Genomic DNA, 14,088 nt, shown 5'->3' with positions numbered 1-14,088 from the left:
TATGTATATCAAAATCGAAAAGGACAAATTGTACTCAAATAGTATAAGCGTTTTCGGCACGTTTGTCGTGTATTCGAGGCAAGAGTCGTAACGGAAAAAGAAAAACGACGCCTCAACGTGGAAGCGTCGTTCGGTTCCTATGTTTTTGAATGGTCGGATCGGCTTGCTTATTGACCTTCGTTCAGCTGATCGACCACGAATACGGGAACGCGAATGAAGGATTTTTGCGGTTCGGTACCCGATTCCGCATCCGGCGCCGCCGGCACGTCCGAAGGCGTGTTTTCCGGGGTTGCCGAATTGACGTCGCCGGATGCGCCCGGATCTTCTTCCGACGGTTCGGCAGCCGGGAAATCCGTACCGGATTCATCGGCCACAACGGGATCGGGTATCGATTCCGGGGTCGCATTTTCAACTTCAGTATCGCTCGGATATGCGGATTCCTGTTCAATCTCCGCATAGTCGCCTTCGAATGTTCCGGTAACCGTATAGGCTCCGGGCGTAACGTTCGACACGCCGCGCAGCAAAACGGATGATCCGTCGCCGGTTTGGGCGAGCGTTTGATCCGCGTCGGACGACAGCACGACAAGCTGCGCGCGTACTTTTTTCTGCGGATACTGCTCGGGATTGCCTGCGCCGATATCGAGCGTCCCGCCTTCAAGCGAGGAGAAGTAGAATTCGCCGCCCGCGCCGGAGCGCTCGTAGATCGCCGTCTGACCGTCTTCTTCCGCATCGGCCGGGTTGTCCGCTCGCAGCGTGTTGCCGCCGTCTGCAATCGTATAGCCGTCGGCTTCGATCTGGAAGATCTGCCTGAACGATCCCGGTTGCAGCATCAGCGCCGTGTAGACCGCTTTGCGCGACGAAGAACCGGATTGGACGACAATGACGGGTGCAGCGGTGGTGGACAGCGTATCCTCAATCCGTAAGCTTTGCACATCCAGGCCGCTTAGCAGAGATGCGCTGGTGCTGACACTTGTCGAATCTCCCGTCTTCGTGCCGAAATACAGCAAACCGTTATCCCCGAGAGCCGCGACGTACAAATCAGCTCCGAAACGATGTTTTCCGCTGATCGCCAACGAATAGGTCAGAGAAGAATCTTCTGCTTGCAAAATGCGCAGCGGCTCCGCTTCCGTCCAGGCGCTCTCTGTCTGCGTGACTTCCTCATCCGTGCTGCGGTAAGCATCCAGCGACCGATACAAGGCAATCGCTTCTTCGAAACGATGGTCCGTGACCAGCGAACGCGCACGGCTCATCAATTCCTCGATTCGAGCGTCGATCCATGTCGTCGTTTCCGACTTCAAATTGGCTTGGGAGACGAAGTCGCCGAATGCGCGGGCATGGCCGGAAAAGGCGGCATACGATTGCGCATCCAGGTCTTTGCGGAGCACGGTATCCGTGGTTTCTTCCGCTTGATGCAGCACCCAAGGTGCGCCGAAGTCATGGCTTTCGTAGGCCTTGAGGGTTGAAGAAGCTTCACTTAACATATCCGGATATCGACCCGCTGCCGCCATTTTTTTGAGCTTGCGTTGATCGTAGTTTTGGAAAAGGGCATTCAGCGTCTCTGTTTTCAGCAACTCCGCATTCGCGTCCTTTTGTGCGTCCGCAGGGGAAAAGAACATGGCCGGAATGCGCAGCAAACTCCACTTGGCCGATTCGTCGTCATAGCGCTCAGTATCAAAATTGGAGGCCAGCGCCTGCTCGAAGTTCGAGCGGAAAGCGGAAAAGCCTTCGTTTACCGTCTTCGCCAGCTCATAACGCTCGCTCAATTCCTTGTACTCAGCGGCAAAGTCATCGGTTAAGGACTGTTGGAGGAAGCTGTCGTACGACTCATGCGCGGTAAGGAAGGTATCGAAATCCCGATTCTCCGCTGCTGCCAATAACTCGCTTTTGGATTTTAGCAGTTCTTCGCGCAGCGTCGTGATCGGAGCCAGTTCCGTCAGTCGTTCTTCAATATGTTCCTCGCGATAACGGATGACGGTGTTGGATCGTGCGGCCGCGTATGCGACCTCGGCTTGAATGCGCAGATTTTGTTCGTAATAGGCATCGGCTTGGCGAACCTGCTCAATCTTGGCTTCGATGCGAAAACCCTTCACGATCACGGCAATCAGCGCAATCGCGCACAGAACGGCGAGCAGATTGCGCAGGGTTAGAGCATTTCGAATCGTTATAAAAGTATTCTTGAGCTTTTTGATCATGGAGAGCTTCCCTGCCGGGACGTATCGCGCGCGTTGCGTTTGCCGAATCGAACCCAATAGACTTCGTCGGCTTCCAGCTTCAGCGGGCCGAATTCGCCGGGATGCTGGGACAGCACTTCGCGCAGGCGTTCCAATCGATCCTCCGGCAGCTTGTGCGTGTAGCGGCGAATGAATTCCGGGTACAGCCGGATATACCTTTTCATGCGCACGGCGGCTCCGGCCACGGCGGCGAGGATCTCGTCACCTTTGCTCATGTTGCGGATTTGGGGTTCGTATTGCAGGCAGTAGCGAATGGCGCTTTCTTTGATCAGTTCGCGGTTCAGCTTCGCCACCTCGCCGATATAACCTGCCAGATGCGGCGAGAATCCGTCCATGATTAGGGGTTCCAGCAGCAGGTCCATGTCCCGGCGCAGGACGAAGGTCTGAAGCAATTCGGCTTGAAGCCTGCGGATCGGATCGTTGCGCAGCAGGGTGTTGACCTCGCGCAGCATCTCGTAGGCACGGGCCGGATTGGCTTCCAGTATTCCTTCCGCGGCGCGAATGTCCTGGATCAGACCGTGCCGGATACGATCTTTGTCGCGCGCGAAAAGTCGGTCCGTGCGAATGCGCAGCTGCGGTTCGAAGACCCGGTATTGGGCAAAAGCCAGCAGCGCGGTCAACACGATCCCGACTGCCGCCGCAATGCCGATCCAAGGCATCGTATCCGCGAAAAACATGGCCAGCAAGGTCAGCAGCGCGGAGAAAAGCAGCTCCGATTGCATTGAGCGCTTGAGTTCGCGTTTGGCGAAACCTTGAACGGTAGTCAGGGTTCGTTTTCCGCAAAACGGGCAGATTTCTTCCGACAATACCGTGTAACCGCCGCATTTTCGGCATACCCGCAGTTTGTCGTAGGCATACTCGGTACGTTCGTAAGGCTTAAACGTGACTGCTTTTTTCTTGATCATGGATGCTCACGCCGTTCATTTAGAGTGTTCAACAGACGTTGGTCCAAATCTGCCCGGGAGTGGGCTTTTTTCGGACTACGCATATAAAGAACGGATTTGATTCCGGCAAAAAGAAACAAAATCCCGAGTAGGCCGTATGTGACATAAATGAGATAAGCGGACAATCGTTGCACGTCCCTTTCATGGCCCGGCGACGGGCGTATTTCGGAAATCTCGAAGAAAAATATCGAATGGCTGGTGCAAAATGGAATCCCTTCGTGAATCGCTGCACGTTTTACGTTATAATTTGGGCAGCGCCTCCTTGCTTAACGATAGCTGGAAAAGCGGCCTTGTGCAACATGGCGAAGCGCGACTTTTACCATGCAAAAACAGGCTTCGGGCAGGAAGGTTACAACCTTTTCAGAAGTTATTAACGAAATATTAAGGAATTTCACAGAAAACAAGCCTATGATAGTTTCGTCGGCGTCCGTCTTGCGGTTCAGGCCACGGACCGTCGAAACGATTCCGGGTTGAGTTGGGCGATTCGTCGCCATATGGATGTTGGAATACTGAATCACTCATACCTTGTCAACACTAAACGTAATCCTCTGATTAAGAGTTGACAAGGCACTAGATAAATCAAAGGGGTTTTGTCCACATGGTTCCGAAAATAAAAAGGCTGATCTACCCGCTGCTTGCGGCTCTGCTGCTGGTGACGGGATTACTTCCGGCAGGATCGCGGCTTGCAGCGGCCTCGGGAACGACCTCTTCAGGGTCGGCGGCAAGCTCGGCGGGTTCCGCGCCGATCGATGCGGTATTGGTGCTCGATGCGAGCAATTCGATGGCAACCAGCGACCCGCAAAAAATAGGCAACGAAGCGATGCGGTTGTTCATCGACATGCTGCCGGTTCAGGGAGATCGCGTCGGTATCGTTTCGTACACCGATGTCGTGCAGCGCGAGAAAGCGCTGCTGGAGATTCAAGGCCAGTCCGACAAAGAAGAACTGAAGACGTTCATCGGACAGTTGGGCCGAGGCGCTTATACGGACACGGCGGTCGGCGTCACCGAAGCGGTCAACATGCTGCAACGAAGTGCGCAGACGGGGCGCGAGCCGATGATCGTTCTGCTTGCCGACGGCAATACCCAGCTCAACACGACCAAGTCGAAAACGTTGGAGCAATCGCAGCAGGAACTGGCCGATTCGGTGCAAAAAGCGAAAGATGCCGGCATTCCCGTCTATACGATCGGGCTCAATGCCGACGGCAAACTGAATCAGGCCGAGTTGGAAAAGATTGCGGCCGATACGAGCGGCAAATCGTTCGTGACCGACTCCGCCGACGATCTGCCGGGTATCCTGAGCGAAATCTTCGCCAGTCACCAGCAGCTTAACGTTGTGCCGTTGGGTTCACTGACAGGCAACGGTGATTTCCAAGACGTGAAAATCAGCGTGCCGAATGCCAACGTGCTGGAAGCTAACGTGTCGATTACCTCAACTCAAAAGGTAGAGCTGAAACTGAAAGACCCGAGCGGTGCCGAAGCGGCGATCCCTTCGGACGCGGTTACGTTGTCCACGTCCAAGACGTATTCCCTGCTCAAAATGATCAAGCCGCAGGAAGGCGATTGGACGCTGAGCGTCAAAGGCGCGGACAAAGACCAGATCGATATCAACTTGGTCTTCAACTACGATCTGGAGCTGGCGACCGCTCCGCTGAGCGGTTCTTCATATGGCAAAGGCGATAAAATTGACGTCTCCGCTTATCTGACGAGCGGCGGGACGAAGCTGGATTCGCCCGAACTGTACGCGACGATGCAAGGTTCGCTCGTCGTGAAGGACGAGGATACGGGTACGGAGACGAGCGTTCCGATGACGCTGAACGGTACGCAGTTCGACGGAAGCTACGAGCTGCCTGAAGCGCACAAGTATACCTTGATTGTTCGCGCGGAAGCGGACAGCTTCTATCGCGAATCCGCGCCGATCAGCATCGATGCGGCATCCGGTGCCGTATCTGGCGGAGCGGGCACCGAAAGCGAGAAAAAGTTCCCGTTGATCCCGGTCATTCTCGGCGTACTCGGCCTGATCCTGCTGGCGGTCATCGCGTTTTTCGTCATGAAGTACCTGCAAAAAGTCAACAAAGGCTTCGTCGGTCAAATGGTGATCGAGATCCGCGACGAAAATACCGGCGAACGCTCTTATCCGCAATATAAGAAACTAAATACGTACAAAGGCCGTCTTAATTTGCATCAGCTTCTCCAGCTCGCTCCCGAGTTGAAGGACACCGAAAACATCGTCTTCACCCCGGGCTCCGAAGACCGCATCGTGCTGCGCAGCAGCGCCGAAGGCGTCCCGATCGAAAAATCCGGCCGCGTCGTGGATACGTCGAAAGGGCTGGAACTGAAAAGCGGGGATCGAATTACCGTTCCGATGGTGCAGGCCGGAAAGACGATTTTGGTGGAATATTTGGTATAAAAGGCTTCATCAAATCCACCAGCGATTTTAACGAAAGAACTCGAAGCCAGACGGTTCAACTGGCTTCGAGTTCTATCCAGAAAGCGATTCCGATCGAATTGATGAAGCCCCAAGCTTCCTTAAATCCATCAGCGAGTTTGATGAAAGAAGATGAAGCCAGACGGTTCAACTGGCTTCATCTTCTATCCAACGAGCGATTCCAATCGAATTAAGGAAGCCTTCTCCGGAACGCAAAAAGGTTTTAACTGTTTTGACTTTTTCACAAAAATCCTGACTTCTCATCAACATTTCCGCCCTAACCCGCCCCTTTTCCCGCAAATGCTGACTTCACGTCAACAATTCACTGGGAAAATCGTCTTTCAGCGGTCAAAAGGCGGAAAATGTTGACCTTTCGTACACTTTTGCTGTGAAAATCTGATTTTCTGCCTAAAAAGTTGCTTTTTCATCAACGTCCCCGTCTTGAGACGGTGTTGCTCTTCGCCGTGATTGCCTAAAATGCAACGTAGACGACTCAAAACGCTAATAGTCGGAGTCACCTTGCCTATTCGGCAACGTAGAACCGACAATCGGCTTTAAGAAGACCCAAACATACAAGCTACGCTGCCAAATAAGCAACGTAGCTCATCAGCCGACTTCAAACCGCGCGCTACGTTGTCAAATAGGCAACTTAGCACCTGATCAGACTTCAACCATTGAGCGACGTTCGACTGAAATTTGAAACCCGTGCGTTTGAGATAAGCTTCAGTCAATCGCACGTATCCATACCTCTACACACCGACCCGGCTTTCCTTCGCTGCAAGCAAGCGCGAAAGCCGCATCCCGAAAGGAGCTTTTCATGAAACCGATCGTAAGAGAACATATCCAACAACTTGACGTCTCGCTCGGAGGCGGGATCGTTAGCGAGAAAATCCGCGTCGATACCATCGACAATCCGATGCTCATCATCGGCTTGGGCGGAACGGGCATCGACGCGCTGCTGCGCCTCAAATACCAGATCAACCGCCGCTTCAAACTGCCGGAAGATCCGGTCTCCAAAAAGAAAATGGAAAAACCGTCCAACGTCGAATTCCTCGCGTTCGAGACGAACGAGCAGGATCGAGGCAAACGGTACAAAGGCATCGGGCTGGACCCGATTAACGAATTCGTGCTGCTCGCCAACGCCGAGATCGGCGGACTGCTGCAAAACCGCAGCATCCTGGAGCCGTACATCACCGAATGGCTGTCGCCGGAACTGAGCATCACCGACGGCATGAACGGCGCGGCCGGCGTACGCCAGGCGGGACGTTTGCTTCTTTTTACCAAAATCAATCAAGTGGTGCAGGCGATCGACAAAAAGATCAAAACGCTGTCGGTCGGCACGAACAAAAAACTGACCGTGTTCCTGCTGACGGGCCTGTCGGGCGGTACGGGCAGCGGCTCGTTCCTCGATATTTCGTACATCATCCGCGGGCTGGTCGAGCGCGACCACGGATCGGCCGGCGTCGACCGTCTCAATATGCTGGGCTATCTGTTCACGCCGGACGTCAACCTGTCGAACAAAAGCCTCAGCGAACATACGCGCGAATACGTCCGCAAAAACGGCTACGCCGCGCTCAAAGAACTCGATTACTGGATGAACGTCGACGCGCGCAGCGAGCGGTTCAAGCAGCAGTACGGCAGCATCCTGACCGTCAACTCGCCGCTGCCGCCTTTTAACCTGTGCCATCTGATCTCCGCGACCAACACCGAAGGCAAGCTGCTCGAAAACGCGTACGATTACTGCATGAACGTCACGGCCGAAAATATCACGAACTTCATGGCGAGCGAAGAAAAAGCGTCCGGCGAAGAGTTCGCGATCCACGACTACATCAGCAATATCCGCACGAACATCGCGCAGATGACGAAGGCGTATCCGGCGAACTACGATTACAACATCATCGGCGCTTCGTCCGCTGTGCTGCCGATCGAGGAGATGACCACGTACCTCGCGTACCGCCTGTTCCAGAAGATGGAGAAGATGTTCCAGCACGCGCCGAATCAGGAAGAGATCGAACGCTTCGCGCAAAAGATCGCGCTCGACCCGGATTCGATGCTCAAAGCGTTCGAGTCGCGGGTGCCGGAACCGATTCCGGGCTACCAGAACAGCGAGCGCCTCAGCTACGCCAACGTGATCAAAATGCAGAACGTAAGCATGGACGCGGAGCTTGAGCAGACGTTCCTGACGCGTGCGCGCGAAGAGTACATCAAGATGAAAAAGCAGCTTCCGGGCGAAATGCTGGAGCGTTTTTCGGAACAGATCCGCCGCGCTTTCCTGAGTCCGGAGCAAGGTCCGTTCTATGTATCGCGCCTCATTTATACGGAAAAAGGCTTCTCCCTGCTCAAAATGCTGCAAGCGTACATCGAGAATCTGCGCGAGTCGCTGCTGCGGATTCCTCGCGATATCGAAGCGGCGGAAGAGCAGGCGCATGAGCGTCTGGGCGATGCCAAAAGCGCTCTGATCTCCCGCGACAAAAAGAAAAATGCGTATATCGAAGCCAAAATGAACGAATACTGGCTGCGTGCCGATATCGAGCGCACGGAGCAGATGATCGAGTTCTACGAAGATTTCTACGAGCTGCTGAACCGGGAAAACAACCGAATTTACGGCGTGTTTACCGAGATTCTGAACGCGCTCAGCTCCATTTTCGAACGCAACGGGGAGATCTTGACGCGCGGCGACGAGCAAATGGACCACAAAGGCAACAAAACGTACTACTGGAACGTGGTTAGCGTGCCGGATATCTCCAAAGTCGTGGGCAGCCTCATGGAAAAACGCGACGTCGACGATCTGATCCGCGATTTTGCGCAAGAACTGATCGACCACTCCGACCGCTGGATCAAAGAACAGGAAGTGGATATCGTCGGTTCGATCTCGGACTTCCTGACCAGCAAATTCGGCGATCTGATCACGCAATCGATGGAAGATTTCCTGCGCATGAAGTTCGGCGAAGACGAGTCGATCGAGAAGTTCGTCGAACGCAATATCGCGGGCAAACTGGACGAAGAAGCGATTCCGGTGTTCCATCTGAGCAACAGCTCCGGCAATCTGCATTTCCCTTCATGGGGCTTTGTCTCAGTTCCTGTTCAAGCGCCGGGCATCCTCAAAGGGATCCGCAATTATCAGGAGAACGCGATCGGCAAATCCAACTTCACGGTCAAAGAAAGCCAGGTCAAAAACCGGATCTTCTGGCTGAACACGCGCAACGGGGTGCCGCTGTTCGTTTATACGCCGCTCAAAGTGTATGAAGAAAACTACGAACGCACCATTTTGGGCAAAGAAGGCGTCGGGCGTCACTTGGTGCAGTCGGAACGCGACAACTGGACCTATCTGCCGTCGCCGATTCCGCAGCAGTCGTGGGGCGACGTGTACGATAACGGCCGTGTAAAAGACTACAATGCGCGCGTCAGAAGCGAGTTCGACCGTGCGCGCGGATTTAGCGTCATCATCGAAAAAGACGCGGATCAAACGACCAGCAGCCGCTATTCCGTCGTGACGACGAAAACCTTCGATCTGTTCGCGGCGCTGTCCGGCTTCGACATGCAATTGCAAAGCGCCAAGCCGAACCTGGGCGAAGTGAAACGTGCCTATGCCGAGCTGAAGCGTCTGCTGGCCGAAGGCATCGAGCGACAATCGACGAAGGACATTTTCGGCAGTATCAATGAAGAATTGGCCAAAGAAAACCTGATCCGTTCGCCTGAGCAAATCCGCCGCGTACGCGAAGAACTGGCGAAGTACGAGCAGATCCAAGCGAAAATTGCGGAGTTGGAGTCGCTGCTGTCCCAGCATGCCGGCGAAGAACAACTGCTGGATCAGTACATCGAAGCGCTGTATACCGAAACGATCGTCAAAAAAGGCGCGCTGTACGTGTACGATCGCGAAGAGGACGAGGAAAGCTGGGAGCCGTTCGTCAATCTGATGAAGAGCCGCAGCTATCCGCACTTCGAGATTTATAACGTGTTCCGCACTTTGGGAGACCGTGAACGTCAAACGCTGCTGCGCAAAGCTTCCCGCCGCTCGAACGAGCTGACGGCGTCGGAAGACGTGTCGCTGCTGGTCGGCAAGCTGGACGAGCTGTACACGACGTTCCTCGAAGCGCGTCAACAGTTGGAGTACGAGCGCATGGAGCTGGTCAACGGCGAAGAAGCGTACCGGTTCTATCAAGAGACGGCAGCCAAGTTGAACGAGCTGCGCAAAAGGTTGAAATAATATGAACGAGCTGCTGGAGCAATTCGCCGCCGCGTATGCGGCCAGGGAAGAAGAGCTGCCCGGCTTCGCGGAAGGAAGGAGCGGCCTGCATTATCCGGCCGCTTTCCTGTTCATCGGCGACCGTGCGGCCGAGGCGGCAGTATCGTTGACGGAGCTGAACGGGCATAAGTACGACAATGCGGCGGGGATCGCGTATTTCCATGTTGCGACGAACGGGTTGCCCGAAGATGCTTTGGATCGCCACCGGCAAGCCGTGCGTTTTCGCTGGGATGCTTTCGGGTCGCGCAGTACGGAAGAAAATACGCTGCGGCGCGATATGCACCGGGCGTTCGTCAACTCGCAAGCCGATCATTTGTACGAGCTGAACCGCGACCTGCGCAGATCCAGCCGGATGCTGTCGGAAAGCGGGCGGTTGTTCGCTTCGTTCGACCGTCTTCATCTGTCGGTCGTCGTGCACGCGGACGATGTCATGAACGTGCTGACGCCGGAGATTTCGCTGCTGGCGGGAGCCGTATTCGGCCAATCGTTCAAATCGGTGCAGACCGATCTGTACGTGCTGGTGAGCGATCAGGAGCAGTCGGATTCGTTCGGCTATTCCAGTTCGGTCGGCGTATCGTTCCTGCGGGAGCTGGATCTGATGCAGCGGCCGGAATACGGTTTTTCCGCGCCTTTGCAGGTGACGGAAAATCGGTTGAAGATCGACGTGAACCACGCCCCTTCGCCGTTGTTCGACCTGGTGTATATCCTGTCCGACAAAAACGAACGGGGCATCGCCGCGCCGGGCGGTCTGCGCGGGGCGTACGAAATTATCTGCCACGCGCATCTGCTCAAAAACCGCCGCCGCGACGCGGGCACGGCCGCCTCGATCGCCGGGACTGCCGGAACCGCGGACGAGCAGCCGCTGGAAGGACTCAAAACGGGGGCCGGACAGTACAACAATTCGGCGTTCAAAAGCGGATTGTCCAGCGAATCCGGCCGTCGGGGACTGGCTTCCGGCGGATTCGCGCGGGTCACGCGGCCGGACCGTTCGATCGCGCTCGCGGTGCTGTACCAGTTCGCGCGCGGGTTGAACCGCCGCATGCGAGAGATTCCGGAGACGCCTGCCGCCGAGCAGCTGGCTCGGCTGGAACTGGACCGTCCGCATATGCGGGGGCGGGCCGAGCGGCTGGCGCCGGACGAAGGCAAGTTGGAGGACATGAACGGCATCATGAGTTCGTCCGTTTCGTATTCGTCGATTCGGCGGATGTCGTTGGCGGAAGCCGAGGAGACGCTGTTCGGGAAAGCCGCGGAAAGTTTTTTCCGCGGCAATTTCGAAGCGGAAGCGCAGCGGTATCTGGGCGAAGCCGATATCGGGCGCGGGCTGCGCGAGTACGCTTCGCGGGCCGCGGCGGAAGACGCGCGGCACGGGCTGTACCGGATCGCGGCCTGGAGCGATTCGTCGGAATCCGCGAACGCGGCGCCGTCGGCGCTGCTTGAGCGGATGCGCGAAGCGATGTTGGAGCGCGAAGGGGCGCGGGAAGAACTGGACGCATTGTACGGCGGGATCGTCGAAGACCAGCCGTTCAAAAAGGCTTTGCTGCGCGACAGTCAGAATGTGCGTAACTTCGTACGGTATTTTTTCGAGCAGGTATACGGCTTGAAGTTGCGCATTCTGCGGCTGGATATGGAGATCGAGTTGTATCGGCGGTATGAAGACGCGCTGGTGGAGCTGCATGCTCAGTACAAAGCGACGATTCGCCGCGTCGAACAGTTGGAAGAGCGACTGCGCCGCGCCGCGGAATACAGCGCGCGCAGCGCGGACGATTATATCGGGCAGAACCTGATGCCGTATTATGACCGCGTCGTCGACGCGGTCATGCGTGACGCCGAAGATCGCCGCGGACGGGATTATTACTTTGAAGAGCGCAGGCTCGGCGATCTGGCAGCGCTGGTGTCGGAGCGTCCGGAGGACGCTTACGGGGCTGGCGGCGAAAGGGATGCCGAGACGGTCGGTGGTGCTGGCGGCGGAAGTTACGCCGGAGGCGCTTCAGGCTTCGGAGGTCCGGGTTACGGCAACGGCATTCTGGCTGGAATCAATCAAGCCGGACTTCCGGCGATGCACGCCGGGGAGCGGCGCCTGCTTCAGCGGCTGCAAGAGCTATGCGCGCGCGAAATTCTGGGCGCGGAGCCGCTCGTGCAGACGTACGAGCAGGAACTGCTGCGCCGCGCGAACGTCGCCGTCGAATACGAGAACCGCGAGACCATGACGAAGGAAGACCTGTTCCGCATTCTGTACCGCAAGCTGGAAGAGCGCGCGTCGATCACGCTGCGGTTGTTCGACTACACGCAGGAGCACCGCCACGAAGAAAAGTATTTCTTCGGCGACGGCAACGGCGAATTCATGCGCTACGCGCTGAACGAGGAAGAGACGTCGCGGATCTACCGCGTCGGCTACGTCCACGAGCGCCGCAGCGACGGCGTGGAGAAGCTGAACCTGATGGGCGGCTTCCATATCGAAGACCTGATGTACTACCGTAACGGGCGCGTGTATTACGACGCTTATGTGAAAGCGGGCTATTTGTTCCACGCAATCGACGCGGGCTGTTTGCCGGAGATCTGACGGGTTTTGGATTTGAAAGAGTTTCGGCGGTTTTTGCTGAAACGCGTATGCAAACTCCGTCGGAAGCAGATCGGGAATGGAACACCGACAGCGATTCCTTCGTCGAAGAACTGTCGGTGCGACCGTGTTTGGTTCGAAAAATTAGCTGTACATATCCACTTAATGAGGAGCAAGGCGAGGCCTAGTACTCTGTATCTGTAGAAATTAACGGTAACGGTTTTACGCACCGATATATCATCTAAAACTGATTTGAGGAGCTAACCATGCCTAAAAAATGGATTGTCGAGTTGAGCCAAGAGGAACGCACCGAGTTGGAACAACTCATTCAAAAAGGAAAAGTTGCGGGCTACAAAATCAGACAGGCTCACATGTTGCTGCAAGCGGATGAAGGTGAATTCGGTCCCTCATGGTCGGATGTCCAAATTGCTGAAGCGTATCGCACGTGCGAAAGCACCGTTCGAAATCTACGAAAGCGATTAGTCGAAAAAGGCTTTGAATCGGCGTTAGAGCGCGAAAAACAAATCAATCGCAAGATCAAATTCGACGGAGAAACCGAAGCCAAGCTGGTGGCTCTGGCTTGCAGTGAACCGCCAGAGGGCTACAGCAAGTGGTCCGTTCGGCTGCTTGCGAATCGGATGGTTCAACTCGACATGGTGGATGAGATTTCTCCGATGAGTGTCCAGCGCCTGATGAAAAAAACGAACTTAAGCCTTGGCTGAAAAAGCAGTGGTGCATCCCCGAAGCTTCTGGAGAGTTTGTGGCTCATATGGAAGATATTCTGGATGTATACCAACGTCCGTACGATCCGAAACGTCCTTTAGTCTGTCTCGATGAAACGAATCGACAGCTCACGCTAGAAATCCGGTCTTCGATTCCAGTTAAACCTCGTTCGCCTAAACGAATAGACTATGAATACAAGCGAAATGGGGTTGTAAATCTGTTCATGATGTTTGCCCCGCTTGAGTCCAAACGTCATGTTCGAGTGAGTGACCAACGCAAGCGAGTCGACTTTGCGGCGTGTATTCAAGAGCTTGTGGACGTCCACTATGCAGAAGCCGAGCGAATCGTGCTGGTGATGGACAATCTGAATACGCACAGTATTGGATCGCTTTATGAAGCTTTTGAACCCGCGGAAGCCAAGCGAATCGCGAACAAGTTAGAAATTCATTACACGCCGAAACATGGAAGTTGGTTAAACATGGCTGAAATTGAGATTGGTGTTCTAAGTCGGCAGGCGTTATCCGATTATGTCTCCACTCGAAGCGAAATGGTTTCGCGCGTCAAAGCTTGGGAATCTGACCGAAATGAGGCTCACTCGACGGTGAATTGGCAGTTTACCACTCAAGATGCACGAATTCGACTTAAACGGCTTTACCCTGAAGTTTAAGCGATACAGAGTACTAGGGCGCGATTTACCTGCAAATATCCATTTATTTAAGGCGATACAGAGGTATGAAGCCGTGGATTCACTGAATAAATGGAGATATGCAGGTATTTGGGGCGAAAAACGATTTAGCGCGGAAATAACGGGAGATATGCAGTTATTTTTGGTAAAGCTCAAGCGGCATGAATCGAATAAGGGGTCTGCGTCAACGGATGAAATGCGGTATAAAAATTTGTGGCTACGCCACTTCTGATCAAGCTTCTTGCTTTCGGTTAGAAGCTTGATCAGAACTAAGGGA

At 54.9% G+C, this 14,088-nt stretch carries 6 protein-coding genes; 4 read left to right on the top strand and 2 right to left on the bottom strand.

Annotated elements, in window-relative coordinates; translation table 11 throughout:
- Nucleotides 1-167: 167 nt before the first annotated feature.
- Nucleotides 168-2,192, bottom strand: a complete 2,025-nt coding sequence (locus tag SACSAC_RS08605) for a hypothetical protein (RefSeq protein ID WP_037285343.1) — start codon at nt 2,190-2,192, stop codon at nt 168-170.
- A complete protein-coding gene (locus tag SACSAC_RS08600) occupies nt 2,189-3,136 on the bottom strand; it encodes a hypothetical protein (protein ID WP_051506981.1) in 948 nt (315 codons plus the stop codon). The genes SACSAC_RS08605 and SACSAC_RS08600 overlap by 4 nt, the downstream gene beginning before the upstream one ends.
- Nucleotides 3,137-3,773: 637 nt before the next feature.
- On the opposite strand from SACSAC_RS08600, the gene SACSAC_RS08595 reads away from it, so the two are divergent.
- The 4 genes from SACSAC_RS08595 to SACSAC_RS27595 all read left to right on the top strand — a co-directional run bounded on the left by SACSAC_RS08595 (nt 3,774) and on the right by SACSAC_RS27595 (nt 13,793).
- Complete coding sequence (locus SACSAC_RS08595; protein WP_051506980.1) at nt 3,774-5,582, top strand: vWA domain-containing protein; 1,809 nt, start codon at nt 3,774-3,776, stop codon at nt 5,580-5,582.
- 835 nt (nt 5,583-6,417) lie between these two features.
- Entirely contained in the window at nt 6,418-9,807 is a 3,390-nt protein-coding gene (locus tag SACSAC_RS08590) for a tubulin-like doman-containing protein (protein ID WP_037285341.1), read from the top strand.
- A gap of 1 nt (nt 9,808) precedes the next feature.
- On the top strand, nt 9,809-12,406 hold the full coding sequence (locus SACSAC_RS08585; RefSeq protein WP_037285339.1) for a hypothetical protein: 2,598 nt from the start codon (nt 9,809-9,811) through the stop codon (nt 12,404-12,406).
- Between the two features lie 263 nt (nt 12,407-12,669).
- A protein-coding gene (locus SACSAC_RS27595; protein WP_156950977.1) for an IS630 family transposase occupies nt 12,670-13,793 on the top strand; the annotation gives its coding sequence in 2 pieces (ribosomal slippage) (nt 12,670-13,099 and nt 13,099-13,793; 1,125 coding nt in all).
- Nucleotides 13,794-14,088 lie beyond the last annotated feature (295 nt).

The sequence above is a fragment of the Saccharibacillus sacchari DSM 19268 genome, from assembly GCF_000585395.1.
Lineage (GTDB): Bacteria > Bacillota > Bacilli > Paenibacillales > Paenibacillaceae > Saccharibacillus > Saccharibacillus sacchari.
The sequence above is the reverse complement of the archived record's forward strand: the minus strand, read 5'-3'. Positions and strand labels throughout refer to the sequence as shown.